Source organism: Mucilaginibacter lappiensis (assembly GCF_050433765.1).
Taxonomy (GTDB): Bacteria; Bacteroidota; Bacteroidia; order Sphingobacteriales; family Sphingobacteriaceae; genus Mucilaginibacter; species Mucilaginibacter lappiensis_A.
In genome coordinates, this window is record NZ_JBNPWP010000008.1 from 1 (window position 1) to 26,915 (window position 26,915).

Genomic DNA, 26,915 nt, shown 5'->3' on the forward strand with positions numbered 1-26,915 from the left:
GCTGTCACCACTGAATAAAAAGAAAGCCTGGGGTAGTGTGATTCCTTCCCTGGGGAAGGGGGGAGGAAGGGGTTTAGTAAGCATTGCAAGTTTGTGTCGCGTGTAGAAACCCCTCCCTGCCACTGCACAATCACCTCACCCCTCCCGTGGGGAGGGAATATATATGGGGATTATAATCTTCAGAATCCCTGTGGGCTTATTTAATAGCCAATAAAGAGAAATCCCGGCTCATAAAAAAGACGCCTGTGATGCGTCTCTACAATAGCTGGAATCGGTAATTGTTATTCCAGTGCTTCATATATCTCCGCGCTCAGCAAGCCACTCCCACCGCCATAATGCTGTACTATTTTAATATCAGGATTGCGGGAGGTGAAATAAGCGCATAACTTATCTTCTGATGGTTCTTCAATGCCTCCACCCAACAGTACCATGGCAAATGTTTGTTTGTCAAAGGTACTCATGGCTTCCTCATCGGTAATGCAGCCGGTTGCATTCCAGGCCGGGTTATTATTTACGAGGCGTATTACGGTTGCCAGTATCTCTGGATGGCGGCCTATAACTAATATTTGTGTTTGGTTCATTGTTTGAAATTTAACATTATCCCTTTGTTCAGCACCCCTCCTTGCCTTTGGCAAAAGAGGGGGCCGAACAACTCATCAATCATCAATAAAAAACTTAAAACTCCATTGGGACATCTATTAGCAAAAATTCTGCATCTGTAAGGGCGGTTATCTTAAATTGATCTGTATCCCAAATGCCCAGTGCATCACGTGTATTTAATAGCTCACCATTAATTTCAACCTGGCCGCTGAGTACAAAAGCGTAAACGCCATTACCTTGTTTTTTGATAGCATATTCGGTATCAATCCCTTTATCAAACTTACCGAGGTGAAACCAGGCATTCTGGTGGATCCATACGCCTGCATCATCAGCATTCGGCGATAATACCTGCTGTAATTTGTTATGTCTGTCTTCTAAATTAAGGGTTAGCTGATCGTACCGGGGCTCTACATTCTTTTTGTTGGGATATATCCAGATCTGTAAGAATTTAACCTGGCTGGCCCGGTCGTTATTGTATTCACTATGATAGATTCCGGTACCGGCGCTCATGGCCTGTATATCGCCATTTTTTATTACAGCCACATTGTTCATGCTGTCTTTATGCTCCAGATCGCCTTCTAATGGTATGGAAATAATCTCCATGTTATCATGCGGATGTTTGCCGAAGCCCATACCGGCATCCACCGTATCATCATTCAATACGCGCAATGCGCCAAAGTGCATCCTGTCAGGATTGTAATAGCCCGCAAAACTAAATGATTGATAACTGCTGAGCCATCCGTGGTTGGCGTGGCCGCGGGTTTCGGCTTTATGTAAAATGGTTTGTGCCATAATGTTTGCTTTTAAATTGTACACAAATTTAAGGCAACAAGAATGGTGTACACTTGATGTACATTAAGAAAGTCATAAGTCTGGAGTTTTGAGTCTTAAGTCATAAAATAAAGTCGAGTCACCATGACTTCTAACTAAGGCCTTTCGACTTAAAACTTCTTCCTCACCATCTCACTCCGCATCCGGCTAAAAAACTCGGGAGTAACGCCAATGTATGATGCTATTTGTTTTTGTGGCAAGTGATCAATCAGGGTAGGATAACGTTTGCAGAAATTATTATAACGCTCTTCGGCAGTAAGGCTCAATCCATCGATCAATCTTTGCTGACTGGCCACTAATGAATTTTCAACAAGTATCCTGAAAAAGTGCTCAAACTTAGGTATCTGCAGGTATAATTTTTCCTGGTTTGCTTTTGAGAGCAATAGTACGTCGGTATCCTCCAATGCCTCAATATTAAGGATGCCCGGTTTTTGTGAGAGCAGGCTGTACATATCGGCTATCCACCAATCTGGCGGGGCAAAGCTCAGCACATGTTCAATGCCGCCCTTATCAACAGTATAACCCCTTAAACAGCCGGCGGTAACAAAGGCCGAATGTTTACATATATCGCCATCGGTAAGCAAAAACTGTTTGCGCTTTAGTTTTTTAGGTTGCAGATAGGTGGTAAAGATATCCTGCTCCTCTGTGGTTAAATGGATATGTTTTGCAAGATTTTGAAGTATGAGGTTAAACGACATATGCAAAAATGAATTTTATTTATTTTATAAAGGCAGTGTATAAGCAATTATTCTTTTTGAGGCTTATTTTTTTTAATAAAATGTAAATTAGCCTTTATAAGCCTGTAATATCCTGCCTTGAATTTGATGTAAATTAGCTTTATTAATGCCAAAATAAAGGTATGTTATGCTTATAAAGCAGGATTTATAAGTTGAAAATTATTAATATGATTGTGAATACCTTAGGGCCGTTTACCCGCAGGTAATTTGCAAACTATGTAAACCCGATATGCATTTCCAATTAATGCATGAGTAATTATTAATAGATAACCTTATGATGAAGAATTATGCTTTAATAATCTGGATGTTTGTTCTTGCTACATCGTCTGCATTTGCTCAACAAAAATTTAATGGCCTTGATGTAAACCTGGGTAATATTTACCGCTTGTCCGATGCCAAAACACGGTCGATAAGTCCCGAGAATTTTAATGGCGAAAAGGGAAAAGGGGGCATGGCCACCACCGGAACCGGCGCCAATGCCGCGCGTGACCTGGGGCAAACCTGGAAAGTAAGTCCGAGCGTAATTATAAAAAAAGGAACCACTTATACCATTGCCGAAATTGATGGCCCGGGTGCTGTTCAGCATATCTGGATGACACCTACCGGCAACTGGCGTTACTCCATACTCCGTTTTTACTGGGACGATGAAACAACCCCATCTGTTGAAGTGCCGGTTGGCGATTTTTTTTGCATGGGCTGGGGTAAATACTCACCATTGCAGTCGCTGGCAGTTGCAGTTAACCCGGGCAGCGCGTTTAATTGCTACTGGCCAATGCCATTCCGCAAAAAATGCCGCATAACTATGGAAAACATTGATGACAAGGATATGGTGCTATATTATCAGGTTGATTACACACTTACACAAGTTCCTGATGATGCCGCGTATTTTCATGCGCAGTTCAGAAGGGTAAACCCATTGCCTTATAAAAAAGATTTTGTTTTGGTGGATAGCATTAAAGGCAAAGGGCAGTATGTGGGGACTTATCTGGCCTATGGCTCCAACAAAAACGGCTGGTGGGGCGAAGGCGAGATCAAATTTTTTATGGACGGCGATACCAAATTTCCTACCATAAATGGCACAGGAACCGAGGACTATTTTTGCGGATCGTATGACTTTGACACCCATCATAAGGATGCTAACGGTAAAGAGGAAGAGAAGACAGAATACACTGAATTTTGCAGTCCTTACAGTGGCTTGCACCAGGTGATCCGCGGCGACGGACATTACAGTATTGCGCAGCGTTTTGGTTTATACCGCTGGCACATTGCTGATCCGATACGATTCGAAAAAAGTTTGAAGGTTACCATCCAGGCATTGGGCTGGCGGCACGACGGCCGGTATATGCCTTTGCAGGATGACATTGCATCAACCGTGTTTTGGTACCAGAGCGGCCCGCACGGCCCTTTCCCTAAACTCCCCTCACGTGACGAACTGGAAGTTAACTAATGTTGAAACTTAAATCTGCTTGATGAAACTATATAAAATAACGAAAGGCGTTCTTTTGGAATATAATGACTCCGCTTATATTATTGACGATGAATGGGACAGCCTGATTAATCGTGATGATTTGGCTGCGTATCTGCAATTGATATCTGAGGATACTACCGCGATAAGCGCGGAAGTAAAAAATGAATATTTGAGTGATAAGATATTGCCGCCAATAGGTAGCCAGGAAGTTTGGGCGGCTGGTGTTACCTACCTCAAAAGCCGGGATGCCCGGATGGAAGAATCGGAAACTTCGGGTGGTGCAAGTTTATATGATAAGGTGTATGATGCTCCCCGGCCCGAATTATTTTTTAAAGCCATAGCACAAAGGGTGGCAGGCCATAATACCGAGGTTTATATCCGTAAGGATTCGGAATGGAACGTGCCCGAGCCCGAGCTTACCCTGTTCATCAATTCTAAAGGAATTATTCAGGGTTATACAATAGGTAATGATATGAGCTCGCGGAGTATTGAGGGTGAAAATGCTTTGTATCTGCCGCAGGCAAAAATATACGAAAAAAGTGCTGCGCTTGGCCCTTGCCTGCTGGTAACATCAACACCTATTGCTACGGAATCGGTCATAAAAATGATCATTAAGCGTAAGGGCGAAGCTGTTTACGAAGATGCCACAACAGTATCACGTATTAAGCGTTCTTTTACCGAACTGGTGGGTTATTTATATAGCGAATGCGATTTCCCGGTAGGGTGTTTTTTAATGACAGGTACTTGTTTGGTGCCGCCACCTACTTTTACGCTGCAGCAAGGCGATGTGGTGGAGATCACGATTGATGGGATAGGGACGCTGGTAAATACTATCGGACTAAATCCAAAACATAAATAATAATGGCATGAGAAGGGTTAATGCTTTATTTTTTGCTTTATTGATGACCTGTTTAAATGCATGTGATACTAAAATGGACCAACCCGCCGAAGGTACCTTTGGGTACGACCTGAAATTTTTAAAAGCCAAAGACAGTGTTATTGTTTTAAGAAGTAACGATGGCAATGGTCAGGTGATAGTTTCGCCAAAATACCAGGCTAAAGTATTTACATCAACAGCTGGTGGTGCAGTGGGCAAAAGCTTTGGCTGGATAAATTATAAAACATTTGATGCCAAAGAGCCCGACCCTCATATGAACGCCTACGGTGGTGAAGACCGCCTGTGGCTTGGCCCCGAGGGCGGCAGGTTCTCCCTGTTTTTTAAGCCCGGTACCAAAATGGAGTTCGATAACTGGCATACCCCACCTGCCATTGATAATGAAAGCTGGGATCTGGTTTCGGAAACCGGTAAAAAAGCCAGTCTGACGAAAAACACCCACATACAAAATTATGCAGGTACAGAATTAACCATAAAACTACAACGCGACATTGAAATATTGGAGCCCGCCGATATAAAACAAATGCTGGGGATTGATGATCCAGGAACTACGGTAAAATCTGTAGGGTTTAGTACTACCAACACTATCATTAACAGTGGCACTACAGCCTGGGATAAAACCAGCGGTGCACCTTGTTTATGGAACCTTGATATGTTTACGCCATCGCCAAAAACGGTAATTGTTGTACCTTTTCAGGAAAAGGCTACGGGCAAAATTGCCACCACAAACTACTTTGGCGAAATACCAAAAGACAGGATCAGTTATAAAAGCGGTGTATTATTATTCAAAGCGGACGGAAAATCGCGCGGTAAGCTGGGTATCCCACCAAACCGGGCCAAAAATATGGCTGGTAGTTATGATGATGCCAACCAGGTGTTAACCATTACGCTTTTTGATCTGGATAACAAAGCCGATTATTTAAACCAGGAATGGAAACCCGATACCGCGCCGTTTACCGGTGATGCCGTTAATGCTTATAACGACGGCCCGTTGGCAAACGGGAGCCAGATGGGCCCATTTTATGAAATTGAAAGTGTATCGCCGGCAGCATTCTTAAAACCGGGCGAAAGCTTATCGCACAAACATAGTGTGTTTCATTTTACCGGCGATAAGGAAGGTCTGAATAAAATAGCCCTGAAAACTCTGGGCATTTCACTTCATGATATTACAACAACATTTAAATAAACCAGTTAAAACCTAATTATAAACCAATTACAATCTCCAATGTCAAAAAATAAAGATCTGTTTGCAGTAGCCCTTATCACTTCCCTGTTTTTTATATGGGGCTTTGCTTTAAACCTTAATCCCATATTAATACCTCACCTTAAAAAGGCTTGTCAGTTAAGCGATCTGCAATCATCATTGGTTGATTCCGCATCATATTTTGCTTATTTCTTGTTACCCATACCCGCCGCTCAGTTCATGAAGCGTTATGGTTATAAAGGCGGGATATTGTTAGGTTTGATAATTTTCTCTGTAGGAGCATTCTTATTTTACCCTGCATCGATAGTAAGAAACTATGCGTTTTTCCTCGGAGCATTGTTCATTATATTTTCAGGAGCAGCTTTCCTGGAGACTGCGGCCAACCCATACATTACGGTGATCGGCGATCCGGCAGGAGCTACACAGCGTATAAATTTTGCACAGTCGTTCAATGGACTGGCAGCCGTGCTGGCACCATTTGTAGGAGGACTGGTCATTTTATCAGGTAAAACTTTAACAGCAGCACAGGAAGCGGCCATGTCGCCAAGTCAGTTAAATGAATATTTGAACAAAGAAGCATCATCGGTACAAATGCCTTTTATCATTATAGGCGTCGGTGTATTAATAGTGGCTATACTTTTATTCAGAACACATTTGCCTGTAATTGTTGAAGAAGGCGAAGGAATGGAACATCATGAAAGCTTATCGGTTTTTCAAAGAATGGGCTCTCTTTTTAAAGAAAAGAATTTAAGAGCAGGAGTAATAGCACAGTTTTTTTATGTGGGCGCACAGGCCTGTGTAGGTAGTTTTTTCATCCGTTTTTCTGAACGTGTAGCCGGAATGGATGAAAAATTAGCAGCAAATTACTTAACAGCCGCCATGCTTGCGTTTTTGGCAGGCCGGGCTATCGGGACATTCTTAATGACCTTTATTAACCCGGTAAAACTCCTGGCTATTTTCGGTATTACCAATGTAGCATTGATCGTATTATCGGTTTTTTTACACGGAAAGTTCCCTGTATTCGCGTTAATTGGTGTTGAGTTTTTTATGTCGATCATGTTCCCGACCATATTTTCATTAGCCATCCGTGGTTTGGGTGGCAAAACAAAAGAAGGTTCATCCCTGGTGATCATGGCTATAGTTGGCGGGGCTGTTTTCCCGCCCATCATGGGTCGCTTGTCTGATATGACCAATATACAGGTGGCCTACCTGGTACCGGCAGCCTGTTTCTTGTTTGTATTTTATTTTGCTGTTAAAAACCTGAAGGTAAAAGAGGTAGAAATAGTTGTAGCGCATTAATAAGTATTGAATAATTATAACATATAAAGATGAATTTAGAACTCACAGATAAAGTAATTATAGTAACCGGCGGTGCAAAGGGCATCGGCGAGGGGATTGTAAAAGTTTTGGCAAGCGAGGGCGCTATACCGGTTATAGTTGGCCGCGTTGAGGCCGATAACCTTAAAGTGGTACATGAAGTGGAAGCTGCAGGCGGCAAAGCCTTCCAGGTGGTAGCCGAGCTTACCGACCCCACAGCAAGCGAAAAAGCAGTAAAGGCGGTTGTAGCCCAATTTGGCCGTATAGACGGACTGGTGAATAATGCCGGTGTAAATGATGGCGTGGGTTTGGAGAGTGGGGATTATGAAGGTTTTGTAGCATCGTTACATAAAAATGTGGTGCATTATTACCTGATGGCGCACCATGCTTTACCTGAATTAAAAAAATCAAAAGGCGCTATATTAAACATCACTTCAAAAACCGCCGATACCGGACAGGGACATACCTCGGGCTATGCCGCAGCAAACGGGGGTCGTAATGCCTTAACCCGGGAATGGGCTGTTGAACTGTTAAAGTATGGGGTACGTGTAAACGCTATTGTGGTAGCCGAGTGCTGGACCCCACTATATGCCAACTGGATAAAAACACTATCGGACCCAGAAGCCAAGCTGCGCGAAATTGAATCAAAAATACCACTGGGTAACCGCATGACCACCTCCGAAGAAATTGCCAATACCACCGCTTTCTTACTATCACCAAGATCAAGCCATACAACCGGGCAACTGATATATGTTGATGGTGGTTATGTGCACCTTGACAGGGCGCTGGCCAATGCCTGATGAGGGCGTATTAAGCATATAAAAGCCTTACGAAGCTTCAACTTCGTAGGGCTTTTATATTATTGCTGACAGGTTACAGCGAAAATGCTTTTAAATACAAGGGACCCTGAGTATCCCAATTCTTCATTACTGATACCAGTTTATCATGCAGTTGTTTGTTATTTACCGCTTTCCCTTTTTTAGGTGGGGTAAGGGCTTTATCATCAACAGGCATATCGGTTACTTTGGTTGCAAACCAGGTAACGTTTTCATGGGGCAGGGCTACGCCTAATATCATTCCGGGTAAACCGCAAAATGACTCAGGTCCTCCGGGTACGGGTATCTCTTCGGTATAAAAGGCTACCACATAAATAGAATCAAGCATTAAGGCGTTGGCCCGGCGACAGGTATAGCCGGCAATATCACGGGTTTCATTTGTAATTTTCCAGGAAATTTTCCTTGTGCTGTCTTTTACCAGAAAAATTTCTTCAAATACATTTTTCTGGGTAATGTTTGTGCCGGTACTAAGATCTGTAAAAACATTATTTACCTGGTTTGACAGCGGACCATTTGAAAAAAAATTGTTCGAAACGTTTTCAGGTTCAATGGGGGTAAATAATGTTTTATTATTACCAAAGGTCAGGGTGCTTTTTAATACCTTGAACTGTTTTTGCGATCTTTTATAAGCATCATAAGCGGGTTGCAGATAACTTTCATTATCCTTATTAATTTGTTTTTGAAAAACGGCAAACATATTAATGGTTTTTTCAAAAGTAATAGTGCCGTTCTGTGTAAAATGCTTGTTTTGTGCAAATAGCCGGTTGCCGCTAAGCACAAATAAAAAAGTGATTGATAGCAGAATGTATTTCATGGTCATTATTTTTTAGGTGTGCCGCCGCCCATGTGGTTAAAATCCCAAACAAGCGAAAGCATAAAATATCTTCGTATAGTAGTATAGCGTTCCTGGGTAAGAAAATTGGTAGAGCCGGTTCTGCTGTAGCCTGTGTTTTGATTTAGCAGGTCATTACCCGAAATGGATAATTTCAGACTTTCATCCTTTAAAAACGATTTACTGATATTGGCATTCAAGGTAGTCCGTTTAAAATCCTCACTAAATGCCTGTGTTGCGGCATTGTACTGATAGTTAGCATCGGAACTTATTTGGAATTTTCCGGGCAGATAAATATTAAATCCTCCGTAAGCATTAAACCCACGACCATTATTGTTTACCTGTTGCTGCAATGACGATGAGTTAACGGTATAGGTAGGACCGGCACTTGTCCAAAAGTCATATTTTTTTTGTTTGTATACTGAAAATCTCAATTGCGCCGTGTAAGTATACGATTTGGTTTCATTTAGCAGATTATTGGTCAGGTTATAAAACGTGTTTCCATTTGCTCCCAGGTTAATCCCCCCATTTATATCTGTTTTAAAGAGTTTTTGGCCAAAGCCTGTGTTAAAATAAAAATTAGATGTCTGCTTATTTTTCAGGTTTGATGACTGATAGGTACTTGCCCCCGCCGAGTCGGTAACTACATTACTCACAATAGGGTTCATCGTGCGTGAATAAGAACCATTGAGGTAGATAGACTGGCTGCTTAATACCTTATAGGAATAGTAATAAAAGCTTAGCCGGTTGGTAAATGATGGCTTAAGATCGGGGTTACCTAAAGTGATATTCAATGGATCGGTATTTACTATTACAGGCTGTATTTGGTTAATTGTAGGCTGCGTAGTATTACCATTGTAGTTTAAAGAAAATGTTTGTTGCTGCGAAAACTTATATTGAAAGCTGGCCTGCGGGTTCCAGTTTACAAAATTACGTGTAATGGTGTTATTGGTAAATTCATCTATCTGTTTAAAATCCACGACTGATACCTTTGTACCAAAGTTGACAATGGTTTTATTTTTTTTATAGTTAAAAACCGCTCCAAACTGGTTTGATAGTTGGTTCAGTTTAAAATTATTACTTAGCGAACTGTCTAACAAAGTGTATTCGCCGGGCGCTGCCTGGTTGAATGATCGTCTGTCGGATCGGCCATTGTTTATCCCCAGCCCATAATTTACAATAACGGCAAATGTTTTGGTAAAGGGTTCTGAATAGGTAATATTGGTATTTAATACCGAAGTGTGGGTCAGCGTAGTTTTATATTGATCAATTTTGCGCATACTATCCAATCCGCCGCCAATGTTATAATAATCGATCTCGGATTTTAAAAAGCCTTTGGTTTCATTTTGATTGAGCGCCTCATTGATGTTTACAGAGAAGGTGCGGCCCACCTTTTTAAATTTCTTAGTATAAAGTATGTTAGCATTAAATATTTTTTGATCGGTGTTATTAAGTACACTCCTGTTGTTAGTGTTCAACAAAGTATCGTTACCTCTTAAGCTCCGGGTATTATATTTATCGTCAGTGATGCTGCTTTTTATGGTACCGTCAACCGCTATTTTTAAATTTGATGAGGTGTCAAGCTTAACAGTGTAGGTAGCATCAAGCTTTTGCCTGAACATGTGATTGTGAAAGGTTTGATCGTTATTAGAGGTAATGAATGTTCCGGGCAGGTTATTTTGGGTTAAAGTATTTTTGCTGCCATCAACATTTAATGAGCCTATTTTGTAATTGGTATTTAGTGTTTCCTTATCATTATTCCATTTAGTATCATAGTGTAAACCTCCGGATCGGGCCAATGGAATTCCCTGTCCGTTATATCGGCCGCTAAAGGAGTCCAGGTCATCGCCACCGCCACCATAAAAATAAAATCCGCCGTCATCACTAACCTGCAAACCAGTGCCCCCATATTTGGAATTATCATCCCAACCTAAACCTACCTTACCAGTGTTACCAATAGTGCCATAGGCCGAGAATTTTTGCTTCCCTTTAAACCTGTTGAACATGGCCTGTTCCTGGTAATAACCATCGGTACCGCCCTCGGCATCCAGCTTACCGAAATAGCCGTTCTTTTTATCCTCCTTAAGTTTAATGTTGATGGTTTTGTTTTTCACACCATCATCAATACCGGTAAATGCGGCCTGGTCGCTTTTTTTATCGTATAGCTGCACTTTATCAACCATATCCGCGCGCAGGTTTTTGGTAACCAGGGTAGGATCGTCACCAAAAAACTCTTCACCGTCAACCAGCACCTTGCTTACAGTTTGGCCCTGGGCGGTTATTTTGCCGTCCTTATCTACCTGTATGCCGGGCAATTGTTTAAGCAGATCCTCTACCTTAGAATTAGGCTGCACGGTAAATGCCGCCGCATTAAATTCGGTAGTATCGCCTTTTATTTTAACAGCGGCTACTTTGGCTTTAATAATAACCTCGGCCAGCAACTGCGACTTGAGTATCATTTTGATGCGCCCGAAATCGTGTGTGGTATGTGCAGAATCAAGCGTAAACCGATCTACATAATCGGCATAGCCCGGATAAGTCACCATCAATATGAATTTCCCTTTTTTTAGATTGTTCATTGCAAATGTACCGTTGCTTACCCGGGTAAACTTTTGAAGCATCGAATCTTTGGCTGCTAAAACCATCACAGTGGAATTTGTTAACTGGGCGTTGGATGCAGTATCGGCTACGGAACCATTGATTGAATAATTGTTTTGTGCAAACACAGAAATTGTACTTAAACAAAATATTATTAATGCAGAAATTGTGATTTTCATAAGGTAGATTATGGAAACCAAGATATAACTAAAAGTTTAGTATTCAAAGGAATTTAACACTTTAACCTGTAATTTTAACATTTAATAATGGCTGTTTTATATAACTTATTGATTTTCTTTCGCATATAAAATATACGTTTACTCATATTTTAACATCTCAATAGGATCAAAGCGAGCATCTTTTTGTGCTGGATAATATCCAAAGAAAATACCCATTACAGCACAAACAATAAATCATAATAATATATGCTACGCTGATACGAGAGCCGGCCATGACGGGGTTAGTGTAATTAGATTTGCTAAAACTACCAGCGCCATATCAACATTTTTCGGAAGTTTGAGTATAAATCCAGATGAACGGTTAACATTTTGAGTTGATAGTGGGTAAATAAAAACCCGGATGGGACAATTTCTTTAACCATCTGTTACTTAAAAAAAGTATATTTTAGCATTGTTATTTAAACGGCCAATCCCCTGGTTGGTTTAACTATAAACTTATGCTCCGAAATGGTAAAAAAAAGTAAAGTTTTATTGCTGAATTTAAAGCTATATAAGATCGTATTTCTTTTTATTATGCTGCTGCCGGCATTTAAAGGCAAAGCCCAGGGATTGATGTTTAACTCCAATGACAGTTTGCTTGGCGAGCGTACATCCTATACGGTTTTTAATACCGATGTGCCTACATTTTATGATCATTTAAGGATGAGTTTTGATCTGTCGTTGTGGGATAATGACCATTTGGGTTATGTATTTAACATAATTGATAATAAAAATAACTCCTATAGTTTAACATACATCTTTAATTACAAGGGTTCGCCAACATTAAACTTTAATATCGACAGCAAAAGCAATAAGATCAAAATACCGCTCAGCTTGGCCCAGTTAAAAAAAAGACATTGGATCAATATAAAGGTTGATATTGATCTGATAACCAATACTGTGGGGTTTTATGTAAACGGTAAGTGGTATAAAGCCACTGATTTTGGGTTTGATAGTAAAATAACACCCATTATTACCTTCGGGAAAAACCCACATTACTCTGATGTGCCCAAAATGGCTATTAAGAATTTAACTGTTGGCGATGGTAATAAAAGCTATGCATTTGCCCTAAACGAGTGGTCGGGTAAAAATGTATATGACAGCCACGATGAGATAAGGGGCCACGTGGAAAATCCGGTTTGGTTAATTAATGGCTCTTATTTTTGGGAAAAACGGGCCAACTTTAGTTTTAATGAAGTAGCGGGTATTAATTTTAATGCCAGGGATCAAACAGTGTTTATATTCAAGAGCGACTCGTTGGTGCTTTATGATATGAAAAATGGCATCATATCGGCCAGGGCCCTTCAAAACAAAATACCCATACCATTGCTGTTAGGTAAAAGCATCATAAATACCAAAGAGAACAAGTGCTACGCTTATGAAGTATTGCGTGCCGCTAAGCCTTCTCCGTGTATTGCCTCACTTGATCTGAGTACCTTAAAATGGAATGTAGTTGGCCATGCCAACATTCAGGAACAAAGGCACCACCACAATATATTTTATGATAAAGATCAGGATGGCCTCTATCTTTTTGGTGGTTATGGTTCATTTGCCTATCATAACGATTTTTTTAAGTACAACAAGCAGACTGATAACTGGGACAAAACGATATTTACAGGCGACAGGATATCGCCGCGTTTTTTTTCGGCCTGCAGTCAGGCTAATGGAAATAACGAAGTATATATTTTTGGCGGATATGGCAATCAGTCAGGTAACCAGATAGTGGGAGGGAAGCATTTTTATGATTTGTACAAGGTTAACTTAACCAACCATACCATAAAAAAATGCTGGGAAATAAAGCCCAATGAAGAGGATTTTGTACCAACCAATAACCTGTTCATTTCAAAAGATAAAAAATACTTTTACGCACTGTGCTATCCGCATGAAAAGCCTAAAACGCAATTAAGGTTATACAAATTTTCTGTAAAAGATGGCTCATACCAGGTAGTTAGCGGTACTATTCCGGTTACATCTGAGCGCATCGAAAGCGATATTAATCTATTTTTTAACCCAGCGCAGGAGGAGTTTTTTTGCACCATACAGGAGTTTACCACGCCTTCCAATTCAACCATCAGAATACTGGCTTTGGAGTTTCCGCCGGTAAGCCAGCAGGATTATGAAAGGTCGCAGCAGGCAACTGCCCCGGCTCCTCCGGTTTATAGATACGTAATAACAGGGATACTGGCTACCCTGTTAATAGCCGGAACGTTGATATACCTTAAAAGACGAAAAACAAATGAACCAACACAGCAGTATGATGAAGAGGGTGCCGCGGCAATAGTTCCTGTCAATAAAAAAGAGGACGAGAAAAAGGCCAATGCGGTTTATTTGTTGGGCGAGTTTACCGTGTATGATAAAAACAGCAGGGATATCACCTACCTGTTTAGTCCTAAAATAAAACAGTTATTTATCCTGGTACTGCTAAATAGTAAGGACGAAAGCGGAGTGGTATCCAAAAAAATATCAACCACTTTATGGCCCGATAAGGACGTTGTAAAAACAAAGAACATCAAAGGGGTAACCATTAATCACCTGCGTAACATTATTGCCGATATAGAGGGTATTGAACTTACCTTTTTAAATGATACTTATTGTTTTAAATTAGGTGATAATGTTTTTTGCGACTATTTTACCGTAACCGATGCCATTAAGCTGATGAGCAGTGCCGACAAATCTGCCGAGCTATCCATATTAAATTACTTTGATCTTATTGCGCGCGGCGGGTTATTACAGCATATCCCCGAAACCTGGCTCGACGATATCAAGCTGGTATATGAAGAAGCCCTGATGCCGGTAATATTGCCCGAGATTAAAAGGATATATGAAAGCGGCGATTTCAGGAAAGCGCTGGAGATAGCCCGTGTTGTTTTAAATATTGATCCCTTTAATGACGTAGCCTTAAAGTATAAACTAAAAGCGCTCAGGCGCATAAAGGGTATTGAATACGCCCGCAAAGTGTACGAAGAGTTTATAGCGGAATATGAAAAATCGCTGGGTATTGAGTACCCGGTTCCCTTCGATAAGATCTGCTCGAACAAAACAGATCAGCGTTAAGTTCTTATTTGTATTAAATAATAAGTTTTCAGGTGTTCAGTTTTTTGTGAGATGAAAAGCCTGAACAGTCCCGAACACTGACACAATTGTGTCAGTGTTCGGGTACACCCATCACGTCATTGCGAGGTACGAAGCAATCTCTATGCTGTACAGAGAAAACAGAAAAGTATAACCTGCATGATTGACCTGCCTGCATAGAGATTGCTTCGTGCCTCGCAATGACGCGCGGTGAAAATAAAGTCTTGTTTTTACTTAGAAGCCTGAAAAGTATCCCCTACCAAAGAAAGGTAGATTAATTAGCTATGGTTAATGAAATTTTAGCCGTGTTAATCCATTTATTAACCCATCTTTTAATACTGCCGGGTCTATTATTGTTATGCCAAATGAGCGCGTAGGTTGTAGCAAGCCGGTTTAACCAGCCTGTTTATATATAACACTCATTTGGGCAAATTATTATAAACCACTTTAACCAATTTATTTATGAAGGAAATTTTTACCAATTATGGTGGGTGCCATGGTATCCACTATGCGGCAAAATTTAAGGAAGTGATACGGCATGGTATCATAGCCCTTTTGTTTTTGCTTGTATGTTCTTCGGTTTTTGCACAAGGCAATAACCGCACCGGACTGGTAGCCGATGAGAAAGGCGAGCCGATGCCAGGGGTAAGTGTAAAAATAAAAAACACCACCATTGGAACGGTTACCGGTGCCGATGGTAAATTCAGCCTGAGTGTAACCAGTGGCCAAACTCTTGTATTTAGTTTTTTAGGTTATACCCCGCAGGAGATTGCCGTTACCAACCAAACCAATATTAGGGTAAGCCTTAGCCCCAACGCAACTAATATGAGCGAGGTGGTGGTAGTAGGTTACGGTACCCAGAAAAAAGCAACCGTTACGGGCTCTATCGCTTCGGTTACCAACAGCGAAATCGTGACCACCAAAAACGAGAACGTGCTGAACATGCTTGCCGGTAAGGTTGCGGGTGTACGTATTACCCAAAACACATCAGAACCGGGTTCATTCAGCAATACCTTTGATATACGTGGTTTTGGTAACCCGCTGGTAATTATTGATGGGGTGCCCCGTGATAACATAACGCGCCTTGACCCTAATGATATTGAAAGCATATCTGTACTGAAAGATGCCTCTGCGGCAGTTTACGGTGTACGTGCTGCCAACGGTGTGGTTATCGTAACAACCAAAAAAGGCAAAAAGGGTTCGGTAGAGTTAAACTACTCTGGTACCTATGGCTGGCAAATACCATCATACATGCCAAAACCCGTTGGCGCGCTCGATTATATGACGCTGGTTAACGAGCAATTGCTGCATAACGTAAACGGTGGCCAGGTAAAATATACCGATGCCGATTTTGCTGCTTATCGTAATGGTTCAAAAACCAGTACCGACTGGTATGCCCCGGTTTTTGCCAACAGCGCTCCGCAGCAACAGCATAACCTTAACGCTATAGGAGGTACCGAAAACACCAGCTATTTTATAAGTATGGGTGTTACCGATCAGGACGGTTTTTTCAAAAGCGGCGACCTGAACTATAAAAAATATAACCTGCGTTCAAATATTACTACAAGGGTAAACAAAAACCTTACCGTTGATGTGAACCTGAGCGGAACGCTGGAAGACAAGAACCAGCCTTATCAGGATGCCTGGTGGATCATTCGTTCCTTTTGGCGCCAGGTACCAACCCAAAGCATTTATGCCAATAACAACCCCGCTTATCTAAACAATGGCGAGGTTGACGGCTCAAACCCGGTGGCTATGTCTAACGCCGACATTAACGGTTATAAACTTATCGCCAACAAATGGTTACAGTCTACAGTATCGGCAACTTATAACGTACCGTTTGTAGAAGGGTTGAGTGCCAAGGGCTTGTATAACTATGACTATTACATGTCGAGCAATAAATTGTACCAAAGGTCATATAACCAGTATAATTATGATGCCAACTCCAATACATACAGCCCTATAGCCAACCAAACACCGGGGTCGCTTACCAGGCAGTTTTATGAAAAACCAAGCAGCTTAATGCAATTGTCATTAAACTATAACAAGGTTTTAAAAGGCGGTCATAATATTACCGCTTTGGCACTTTATGAAGAAAGAGAACAAAAGGGCGACAACTTTAACGCCCAACGCCAGCTATCGTTACCGGTTGATCAGTTAGGATCTGGCAACGCGTTGAACCAAACTGCAACGGTTGATGACGATTACCCTTTTGATTTTGTTACCAAATCGTTTGTTGGTCGTGTAAATTACGATTACAAATCAAAATACCTGGTTGAGTTTAGCTTCAGGGACGATGCCAACTCTAAAAACTCTCCACTTAAAAGATGGGGCTTTTTCCCGGGCGCTTCAGTTGGATGGCGGGTATCGCAGGAAGGTTTCTGGAAAAATTCATCGGCACTTTCATTTGTTGACGATCTGAAGATCCGCTTATCTTATGCCAGGCTGGGCGATGATACCAATCTTGATGGTTTCAATTACCTTTCCGGTTATAATTATCCGGCTACAGGCGGTGGCAACAATACCACTCCTCCCGGGTCGGTATTTGACGGATCTTTTGTTAACGGTGCGCAAAACCGTGGTATTAATAACCCATATATATTTTGGTTAGAAGCTAAAACTTATAATGCCGGTATTGATCTGGCTGCCTGGAATGGTTTACTGGGTGTAACTGTTGATGTTTTTAAGCGCGACAGGAGCGGTTTGCTTAATACCAGGGCCGATAATTTACCGGGGGTGGTAGGAGCAGGTTTACCACAGGAAAACCTTGACAGCGACCAGGCTCAGGGCTTTGATATTGAACTGAATCATCGCAACCATATAGGCAGTTTTAACTATTTTGTTAAAGGTACCTTTGGGTACACCCGTACCAAATGGATTAGCAGGGTACATTCGGTTTTTGGAAACTCACAGGATAACTGGCATGGTAACAACGATAACCGTTACAACGATATTTTCTGGGGATACGGTGCCGAGGGGCAGTTTCAGAATTACCAGCAGATCCTGAACAGTCCTCAGTTTGTATCACGTAATGCTGTTGTAGGTGATTATATTTTGCAGGACTGGAACGGCGACGGGGTGATCAATGATCAGGATGTACATCCTATTTCGAAAAACGTAAGTAATAATAACTATTCTAATCCAACAACAACTTTTGGTTTAACGCTTGGCGGTTCATACAAAGGGTTTGATATTAATACGGTATGGCAGGGTGCTGCCGGTATCAGCGTATCATATATTGAGCAGCTAAATATTCCGCTATGGGGCGGCGGCAGCGCGCTGGGCATGTTCCTGGACCGGTACCATCCAACCGATCCTAAAGCCGATCCTTATAATCCTAACACCGCATGGACACCTGGTTATTTTGCGCTTACCGGTTCAACAGCCAACACCAACTCGCTTTCAAATATCCACAGTGCGACTTATGTAAGGCTTAAATCAGCCGAACTGGGTTATACCCTGCCCGATGGAGTTGCGAAAAAATTAGGCATCAAAGGAGCAAGGATATTTGCAAACGGTTATAACATTTTAACCATTACAGGTTTAAAATATCTTGATCCTGAGCACCCATCGGCCAATTACGGTTATTTATACCCATTGGATAAAATATATTCTATTGGTGTAAATGTTAAACTATAATAATCATACAGATCATGAAAAAATACACATATATCATATTATCCGCTTTGCTTTGCTGGACAACGGCATGTAAAAAGCTGGATACGCTGCCACCAAGCATTGTTACCGACAACGATATTTTTACAAGCAGCGCGGGTATACAGGCCTATATGGCCCGTATGTACAGCACACTGCCTATTGAAGATTTCAGGTACTCACCACAAAGAGGTTTAAACTTTTTCTGGATCATCAGTCCGTTCAGCGCCGTTAGTGGCGAGGCTTTAAGCCGCGACCAGAATGGCGCCATGCAGGAAAGCCTGACTTTTGATAACAGGCCTACAACCTGGTCGCTTTGTTATGGACTTATCAGGGATGCCAACTATTTTGCAGAAACCCTGCCTAAATATGCGTCGAACTTTACACCGGCTCAAATTAGCGCATGGTTGGGCGAGGCTCGCTTTATCCGCGGTGCTACTTATTTTGCTTTGGTAAAACGCTACGGCGGTGTGCCCATTGTTGATAAAGTATTGCAATACCCGCAGCAAAGTATTGATGAGCTGAAAATTCCACGTACATCTGAAGAAAAGGTTTATGATTTTATAGCTGCCGACCTTGACTATGCTTATACCAATTTACCCGAAAGTAACCAGGTTGGCCGTGCCAATAAATACGTAGCCGCGGGCTTTAAATCAAGGGCTATGCTTTATGCCGGTTCCATTGCCAAATACAACCAGATATCATTTGTTGATGGCGGCGGTAACAGGCTTTGCGGTATCCCGTCAGCAAAAGCGGTTACTTATTTTAAAGCTGCTTATGATGCTGCTGTATTATTGGAAAGCAAATACAGCCTGTATAAAAAATCATGGGCAGCGGGCGACAAAACCGCACAGTATCAAAATTATGTGAACTTGTTTTTTGATGCCTCAAGCTCCGAAAATGTATTTGTACGCCAATATCACTACCCCGAATCGGTACATGGTTATGATGCCTACAATGTGCCACGCCAGCTCATGGGAGCCAATGGCTATTCTTCTGAGGTTAACCCTACACTAAACTTTGTGGAGATGTTTGACGGTATTCCTAAAAATGCCGATGGTACCATTAAAACTACAACTGGTGGTAAATATGATCTGTATACCAACACTATGGACCTGTTTGCCAATGCCGAACCACGTTTAAGAGCAACTGTAATTTTCCCTGGTGATGTGTTTAAAGGCATAAGCGTTGAAATACGCCGCGGTATTTATACCGGTAGTTCAGCTGGCGGCATCAGTCCGCTTTTACCGGCCGGCTCAACCGCGCATTACCCTACTGACAATATGGTACAGTCGGCAAATGCAAGTCAAACCCCTTATAAATTGCCAAACGGCACAACCATGAATCCGGCTGGCTTAAGTGGTTATTTCACCGGCGATGGTACCTGCTCCGTATCCGGTTTCTCTATCCGCAAAAACCTGGTACCAGATAAGCCAACATCAGAAGTGCTGGAGAACCGCTCTGACCAAACCTGGATAGAGCTGCGTTATGCCGAAGTATTGCTTAACCGTGCCGAAGCTGCCTATGAATTAAATTCATTGGGCCAGAATGATAAAAACTATATACAGGACGCGTTTGCCGATATTAACCAGATCAGAGAAAGAGCCGGAGCTACCTTGCTTACCGGTGCTTCTGATCTGAACAACATCAACGTAATACGTACCGAAAGGAAAAAAGAGCTTGGTTTTGAAAACAAAACCTGGTGGGATATGAGAAGATGGAGAGTTGCCGATAAAGAACAGAACAGCACCATTTACCGCACATTGATGCCGTTTTACTCAGCAAATGATGGTAAGTACTTTTTTGACGCCCGTTTAGATGAGCGCAATTCACGCTATACTTTCGATGTTCGCTGGTACTATGAGCAAATCCCGCAGGGTGAGATACAGAAGAGTCAGAATTTAATTCAAAATCCGGGTTATTAATTTTAAGAGAGATGAAAAAACTATTTTATAGTATAGCATTAAGCGTGATAGTTGCCGCGGGCAGCTCATGCAAAAAGGTTGATAATTACGCCGCACCAAACGTAACATTAAAAGGCGTGGTGAAAGATGCCTCCACAGGCGAGAATATACAAACCGAGCAGGGATCAGGTACAAGGATCAAATTATTGGAAATAAGTTGGAGCAGCAATCCAACACCATATTATGTATCTTCGTACCAGGATGGTACCTACAGCAACACCAAGCTGTTTGCCGGAAAAGACGTGATATCGGCCGAGGGCCCTTTTGTACCGTTGGTACAGGTTGACAATACCGGCAAAACCATTGTTGACAAAAGCCAGACTGTTGATCTTAAAGATGTAACCACCGTTAACTTTTCGGTTGAACCATTTTTAAGAATAGTGTGGATAGGCGAACCGGTTATTAATGCCGATGGCACCATCACCGCTAAATTTAAATTTACCCGCGGTACCAATGATCCTAACTTCCAGCAGAATATTACGGATGTGTCATTGTTTGTTAACTCAAACAAATACGTGGGCAACAACAACTATGATAATCGTTATACGCCAAAAGTAACTTACGATGGTACAGCGGGTAATGATCTGGTTGGCCAAACCATTACGCTTACAACGGTTGGTGGCGCGCTGCCGGGTAAAAGAGAATACTTTTTAAGAGTAGGCGCAAGAATAGCATATGGTCTTAACTATTATAATTATACCGACGTTAAAACGGTAGCTGCTCCTTAAAAAATTAATATACCTGTGTGCAGAGGGCTCCCCTATGGTCAGCTGCACACATGGTTAAATAAAATCCATCGCCCCTGAAAAAAACAAAATATATACAGATGAAAAACATTTTATTTTCGTGTTGCCTGGCGGCATTATCCTTAACGGGATATGCGCAAACGGGCAAGCCGGCAAAACTGCCGGAAAAAACAGCCTTTCAAACCAGTAGTCCCTGGATCCCTGAGATTGACGTACGGTCGGACATTGCCATTGTTTACGGCGCTAATGACCGGCCCGGTTTAACCTTTGAGCAGCGGGTACAATCATGGCGCGATCATGGTTACCAGGTAAACTTTATGACCGGTATAGCCTGGGGCGATTATAAAGATTACTTTTTGGGTAAGTGGGATGGCATAAACCACCTGGGTGTAGGGCAGGTTACCATGAAAGGCGATACCATTTTTCACGGTAAAAACATGCCTTATGTAGTGCCCGATAAATCATTTATCGAGTACATGAAAACCGCGGTTGTAAAAAAAGTGATCAACGCAGGTATCACCACTATTTTTTTAGAAGAACCTGAATTTTGGGCACGTGCGGGCTACAGTGCGGGCTTTAAAGAACAGTGGCAAAAATACTACGGTTTCCCATGGAAACCCCAGGATGCATCGGCAGAGAATACCTACCTGTCGAGCAAGTTAAAATACCACCTGTATTATGAAACTATAAAAGAGGTATCCAACTATGCCAAAGCATACGGCAAAAGCAAGGGTTTGGATATTAAAGTTTTTATTGCCACACACTCGCTGGTAAATTATTCGTCATGGCAAATTGTGAGCCCCGAAGCCAGCCTGGCCTCGCTGCCCGGTATTGATGGTTACATAGCACAAGTATGGACAGGCACCGCCCGTGAACCTACATTCTTTAACGGTCAACGCAAGGAACGTGTATTTGAAAACGCTTTCCTGGAATATGGCTCGGTAGTATCCATGACCGCCCCAACCGGCCGCAAAGTGTTTTTCCTGACCGACCCGATTGAAGACTGGCCGCGCGACTGGAGCGATTACAAACGCAACTATCAGGCTACTTTCACCGCCAAATTATTATATCCCATGGTTGCCGACTACGAGGTAATGCCATGGCCCGAACGTATCTACACCCACCCATACAAAGTAGCCAACAGCGATGCCAAGGTATTGATCCCGCAGTATTACTCCACCCAAATGCAGATCATGGTAAATGCTTTGAACAGCATGCCCGTATCGGCCAACAGGGTATCTGGTGTGAACGGTATTGGCGTGCTGATGAGCAATACGCTAATGTTCCAGCGTTTCCCTACGCATAATGGTTTCGAGGATCCGCAGTTCTCTAACTTTTACGGACAAACCCTGCCATTGTTAAAACGCGGCGTTCCGGTGCAAACGGTACACATGGAAAACCTCCAGTATGCTGCCTCATTAAAAAATGTAAAAGTATTGGTAGTGAGCTACTCTAATATGAAGCCGGTATCGGCGGCTATACATACCAGTTTAGCCAATTGGGTAAAACAAGGTGGTATTTTAATTTATTGCGGCCGCGATGATGATCCTTACCAATCGGTAATGGAATGGTGGAACACTAAAGGCAACAAGTTCACAGCACCTTCGCAGCATTTATTTAAACTGCTCAACATCAGCCCAACCGGTGATGACCAGAAATTTAAAGTAGGCAAGGGCGCGGTTTATGTGATGAGGCAAAACCCTAAAGAGTATGTACTGGAAGCCGGTAAAGATGATAACTACATCAGCACCGTAAAACAGGCTTACGAAAAAGATGCCAAAGCAGGCGAGTTGCCATTTAAAAACAGCTTGTATCTGGAGCGTGGTCCTTATGATGTGGTATCGGTACTGGACGAAAATGCCGACAGCAAACCCTACACCATCAAAGGCCCGGTTATCGATCTGTTCGATCCGCAATTGCCTGTGTTGACTGAAAAAGTGGTAAACCCCGGCGAACAATCATTATTGTATGTAGTGAACCGTGTTCCCAACAAAAAACAGCCGCAGGTTTTAGCCTCGGCATCAAGAATATATAACGAAAATGTACAGGGCAGCAGCTACGCTTTTGTAGCCAAAAGTCCGGCAAAAACATTGAACAGTGTAAGAGTATTGTTACCTGCGCAACCAAAGGAAACAAAGGTAACTGATAGCACAGGCCAAAGTATCAGCGATGTGAAAACTTCATGGGATGCATCGTCAAACACCTTATTCCTGGGTTTTGCCAATAGCCCTGATGGTGTAAAGGTTGATTTAAAGTGGTGAAAAATATAAAACCAATTATATAAACCTCAAATACCAAAACCTATGAAGAAGAAAACCATGATGATGAACAGCCTTTTAATTCTGTTATTATTTGCTTCGTGCCAAAAAAGCGGCAATACATCAAGCAATAAGCAGCAGGACAACAAACAAACGGTAACCGCGGCGCCACCGTCTGACACGCCGAGGGCCGCGCTTCGCAGTATTATTGAAAACGTAACCGCAGCCGACGGTAAAATATATGACGCCAAAGATAATACGGGTAAAACTATGGATTGTCTCAAGATCATTGCCAATCCTTCGGGCGGTTATATTGGGGTTTATCATACCATGATCAACGGAACTTTCAAAACCAATGTAGCGTCATCAACCGACCTGCTGCACTGGACATGGATCCGTGAGCTTGCAGGAAGCGGTAACGGAGGGGCATCACAGCCTACTATTGCAGCTACCGCCACAGGTGGTTTTGTGATGGTTTGGGAGCAGGAACCGAACAACCACCTTAAATTCAGCTACTTTAACAGCTGGACAGACCTGCAGAACGGTGCGGTTGCCAAAACATTCGAGGCGCCGCATACGCTGTCGACCTGTGCAGAGGGTACGCCTAATATTTATTCGGCCAGCAGTACTGCTGTTGATGTAGGCTTTCATTACTGGTCAAACTGTGATGTTGACCGCCAGGCCCGTGGTACCACCACCTGGACATCATGGAGCGCCAATTCGCAACCGCAAATTGATAATGCTATTTTGTACTGGGGCGTAAAAGGCAACATTGGCGACAGGGATGGTACCCTGAAATTTCAGAATTTTAACTTCGGCCTTATTGAAGGGCAGGGCGCTAAAAATGATTTTGGAACATGGCGTTGTTACCTGTATGACTATCAAACAGGTAATGCCGATAAACTGAACATCCATACTGACGGTGGCAGCCAGGCCTTTGCAAACCCTACCATTACCGCATTAACGGTTGATGGGCAGCCGGCGTTGGTTATCACGCAGTTTATCCCTTCGCAGTTATCTGCAAACGGCGAGGCCGGCGAATTGATCTATTACAAAAAATTATAAAATAAGCAGCGTTGCGCAATTGAATTCGGCATGATCTGTGCCCCCTTAAAAAGGGCACAGATCATTATTGTTTAATCATTACGCATGCACTGGCATGTACACAGTATAGGGAGCTGAAGATAGATTGTAAAAATATAATTGGTATAATATAAAGTTTGGTATTCAGCCTGTATATTGCATCGTTGATTAAACGTTTTAGCAGAGTCAGAACAAAGCACACAAATAAGTAATAATGAAAAGAGTATTTCTTTGGGCATTTGCCTTTTTACCATTGATCTCATCGGCACAGGTTGAAAAAACCACCAGCCCTGTTGATTATATTAACCCCCTGATGGGTACTTCATCCAAGCCAACCCTGTCAAACGGTAATACCTACCCGGCTGTGGCCCTGCCCTGGGGTATGAACTTTTGGACACCACAAACCGGTAAAATGGGTAATGGCTGGCAATATACTTATGAGGCCGATAAAATACTGGGTTTTAAACAAACGCATCAACCATCGCCCTGGATGAACGATTATGGCATGTTTTCCATATTCCCGGAAACCGGCAAATTGAAGTTAAATGAAGTGCAGCGGGCCAGCTGGTTCTCACATAAAGCCGAGATAGCTAAGCCATATTACTATAGCGTTTACCTGGCCGATTACGATGTAACCACCGAAATTACCCCGACAGAACGTGCGGCAAGTTTCAGGTTCACTTTCCCTAAAAGCGATAGCTCGCATATTGTGATCGACGCGTTTGACAAGGGATCATACGTAAAAATAATTCCGGGCGAACAAAAGATCATCGGTTACAGCACTAAAAACAGCGGCGCTGTGCCTGCCAATTTTAAAAACTACTTTGTTATTTATGTTGATAAACCTTTTGAGCTGGCATCGGCATGGCACAACTGGCAAACAGATGGCTCGTTAGAATATACCGGCGACCATGCCGGCGCGGTGATCAGCTTTAAAACCAAAAAAGGGGAGCAGGTACACCTGCGGGTGGCTTCGTCCTTTATCAGCATTGAGCAGGCCGAACTCAATTTAAAACGTGAGGTTGGTACCGATAAATTTGAAACTACCTGTCAAAAAGGAAAAGATACATGGAACAAGACCCTGAGCCGTTTAACCCCTGAGGGTGGCACTATCGACCAAACCCGCACTTTTTACTCCAGCCTGTACCGCATGCTTTTCTTCCCCAATAAAATGTATGAGATTGATGCTAAGGGGCAAAATGTACATTATAGCCCTATCAACGGAAAAACACTGCCCGGCTATTATTTTGCAGGTACAGGTTTTTGGGATACTTTCAGGGCATTATATCCTTTCCTGAACCTGGTTTACCCATCTATTAATAAAGAGATGCAGGAAGGTTTGATAAATTCATACAAAGAAGGCGGTTGGCTGCCCGAGTGGTCGAGCCCTGGTTATGCTGATTGTATGATAGGCAATAACTCCGCGTCGGTAGTTGCCGAAGCCTATTTAAAAGGCTTGCGTGGTTATGATATTAACACCTTATATGAAGCGCTGAAACATGGCGCCAATAATGAAGGGCCAAACGCTACCGGCCGCAGAGGGGTACAATATTATAACACCCTGGGTTATGTACCTTATGATGTAAAAATTAATGAAAATGCTGCCCGTACGCTGGAGTATGCCTATGACGATTTTGCCATATACCAGTTAGGTAAAGCGCTTGGAAAGCCTGCGTCTGAAATAGATATTTACAAAAAACGCAGCCAGAACTACCGTAACCTGTTCGATCCGCAAACCAAACTGATGCGTGGTAAAAACAAGGATGGTTCGTTCGAAACTCCTTTCAATCCGTTTAAATGGGGCGATGCCTTTACCGAGGGTAATAGCTGGCATTACAGCTGGAGCGTGTTCCATGATATACAGGGACTTATTAACCTGGTGGGCGGCAAGCCACAATTCGCAGCCAAGCTCGATTCTGTATTTACCATGCCGCCGGTTTTTGACGATAGCTATTACGGAACAGTGATTCACGAGATCCGTGAAATGCAGATAGCGAATATGGGGCAATATGCACATGGCAATCAGCCTATACAGCACATGATATACCTGTATAACTACGCCGGTGAACCCTGGAAAACACAATACTGGGCACGCGAAACCATGAACAAGCTGTATAAAGCCACACCCGATGGCTATTGCGGCGATGAGGATAACGGACAGACCTCGGCGTGGTATATATTTTCGGCCATGGGCTTTTACCCGGTAACCCCCGCCAGCGACCAATACGTATTAGGCGCGCCACTATTTAAAAAGCTAACCGTTAAGCTTGAAAATGGCAAAACCATCATCATAAACGCGCCTAAGAACAGCGTTGCTAATAAATATGTAACCAGTCTTACTGTTAACGGCAAACCATACAGTTTTAACTGGCTTAGCCACAAAGCATTGTTGAATGGCGCCGTTCTTAATTTTGACATGTCGGCCACGCCAAACAAACAACGTGGAACTAAGGCTGCCGATGTACCTTATTCTATGTCGAATGAAAAGTAGGATTGAGTTTAGAGTGATGAGTTGTAAGTCATAAGTATCTCAACGCGTCATTGCGAGGAACGAAGCAATCTCTATGCTATACAGAGCAAAAATAAGCCCTTGAAGTTTAAA

At 42.5% G+C, this 26,915-nt stretch carries 17 protein-coding genes; 12 read left to right on the forward strand and 5 right to left on the reverse strand.

Translation table 11 applies throughout. The features are described 5' to 3' along the window. Window positions 1-281 precede the first annotated feature (281 nt). From M2273_RS21740 to M2273_RS21750, 3 genes are all read right to left on the reverse strand, one after another. Window positions 282-581 (reverse strand): hypothetical protein, encoded by a 300-nt coding sequence (locus tag M2273_RS21740; RefSeq protein WP_429399880.1) that lies wholly within the window; start codon window positions 579-581, stop codon window positions 282-284. Between the two features lie 94 nt (window positions 582-675). Beyond that, window positions 676-1,392, reverse strand: a complete 717-nt coding sequence (locus M2273_RS21745) for a pirin family protein (RefSeq protein WP_429399881.1) — start codon at window positions 1,390-1,392, stop codon at window positions 676-678. Between the two features lie 149 nt (window positions 1,393-1,541). After that, window positions 1,542-2,129, reverse strand: coding sequence for a Crp/Fnr family transcriptional regulator (locus tag M2273_RS21750; protein WP_429399882.1), 588 nt, complete (start codon window positions 2,127-2,129; stop codon window positions 1,542-1,544). A gap of 313 nt (window positions 2,130-2,442) precedes the next feature. Between M2273_RS21750 and M2273_RS21755 the strand changes: the two genes are divergently transcribed. Genes M2273_RS21755 through M2273_RS21775 form a run of 5 tightly spaced genes read left to right on the forward strand, consistent with a single transcriptional unit; the run spans window position 2,443 to window position 7,852 of the window. Continuing rightward, entirely contained in the window at window positions 2,443-3,615 is a 1,173-nt protein-coding gene (locus tag M2273_RS21755) for a glycoside hydrolase family 172 protein (protein WP_429399883.1), read from the forward strand. Window positions 3,616-3,637: 22 nt separating this feature from the next. Next, window positions 3,638-4,495 (forward strand): fumarylacetoacetate hydrolase family protein, encoded by an 858-nt coding sequence (locus M2273_RS21760; RefSeq protein ID WP_429399884.1) that lies wholly within the window; start codon window positions 3,638-3,640, stop codon window positions 4,493-4,495. A 7-nt stretch (window positions 4,496-4,502) separates the two neighbouring features. Then, window positions 4,503-5,717 carry a DUF6786 family protein gene (locus M2273_RS21765; RefSeq protein ID WP_429399885.1) on the forward strand — a complete coding sequence of 405 codons (1,215 nt, stop codon included), beginning with the start codon at window positions 4,503-4,505 and terminating at the stop codon, window positions 5,715-5,717. Between the two features lie 39 nt (window positions 5,718-5,756). Beyond that, window positions 5,757-7,034, forward strand: a complete 1,278-nt coding sequence (gene fucP, locus M2273_RS21770) for an L-fucose:H+ symporter permease (RefSeq protein WP_429399886.1) — start codon at window positions 5,757-5,759, stop codon at window positions 7,032-7,034. Between the two features lie 29 nt (window positions 7,035-7,063). Continuing rightward, window positions 7,064-7,852: an SDR family oxidoreductase gene (locus M2273_RS21775; protein WP_429399887.1), complete on the forward strand. Its 789-nt coding sequence runs from the start codon at window positions 7,064-7,066 to the stop codon at window positions 7,850-7,852. Between the two features lie 73 nt (window positions 7,853-7,925). Here the strand turns inward: M2273_RS21775 and M2273_RS21780 are convergent, their stop codons facing one another. Then, entirely contained in the window at window positions 7,926-8,702 is a 777-nt protein-coding gene (locus M2273_RS21780; protein ID WP_429399888.1) for a GLPGLI family protein, read from the reverse strand. Window positions 8,703-8,707: 5 nt separating this feature from the next. After that, entirely contained in the window at window positions 8,708-11,497 is a 2,790-nt protein-coding gene (locus M2273_RS21785) for an outer membrane beta-barrel protein (protein ID WP_429399889.1), read from the reverse strand. Window positions 11,498-12,004: 507 nt separating this feature from the next. Between M2273_RS21785 and M2273_RS21790 the strand changes: the two genes are divergently transcribed. From M2273_RS21790 to M2273_RS21820, 7 genes are all read left to right on the forward strand, one after another. Continuing rightward, window positions 12,005-14,590: a Kelch repeat-containing protein gene (locus M2273_RS21790; RefSeq protein WP_429399890.1), complete on the forward strand. Its 2,586-nt coding sequence runs from the start codon at window positions 12,005-12,007 to the stop codon at window positions 14,588-14,590. 480 nt (window positions 14,591-15,070) lie between these two features. Further along, window positions 15,071-18,247 (forward strand): SusC/RagA family TonB-linked outer membrane protein, encoded by a 3,177-nt coding sequence (locus M2273_RS21795; protein ID WP_429399891.1) that lies wholly within the window; start codon window positions 15,071-15,073, stop codon window positions 18,245-18,247. 14 nt (window positions 18,248-18,261) lie between these two features. Continuing rightward, window positions 18,262-20,187: a RagB/SusD family nutrient uptake outer membrane protein gene (locus tag M2273_RS21800; RefSeq protein ID WP_429399892.1), complete on the forward strand. Its 1,926-nt coding sequence runs from the start codon at window positions 18,262-18,264 to the stop codon at window positions 20,185-20,187. An 11-nt stretch (window positions 20,188-20,198) separates the two neighbouring features. Beyond that, window positions 20,199-20,954, forward strand: coding sequence for a DUF3823 domain-containing protein (locus M2273_RS21805; protein WP_429399893.1), 756 nt, complete (start codon window positions 20,199-20,201; stop codon window positions 20,952-20,954). A gap of 98 nt (window positions 20,955-21,052) precedes the next feature. Beyond that, a complete protein-coding gene (locus M2273_RS21810; RefSeq protein WP_429399894.1) occupies window positions 21,053-23,233 on the forward strand; it encodes a hypothetical protein in 2,181 nt (726 codons plus the stop codon). Between the two features lie 42 nt (window positions 23,234-23,275). Continuing rightward, a complete protein-coding gene (locus M2273_RS21815; RefSeq protein WP_429399895.1) occupies window positions 23,276-24,295 on the forward strand; it encodes a hypothetical protein in 1,020 nt (339 codons plus the stop codon). Between the two features lie 232 nt (window positions 24,296-24,527). Next, complete coding sequence (locus tag M2273_RS21820) at window positions 24,528-26,804, forward strand: GH92 family glycosyl hydrolase (protein ID WP_429399896.1); 2,277 nt, start codon at window positions 24,528-24,530, stop codon at window positions 26,802-26,804. Window positions 26,805-26,915 lie beyond the last annotated feature (111 nt).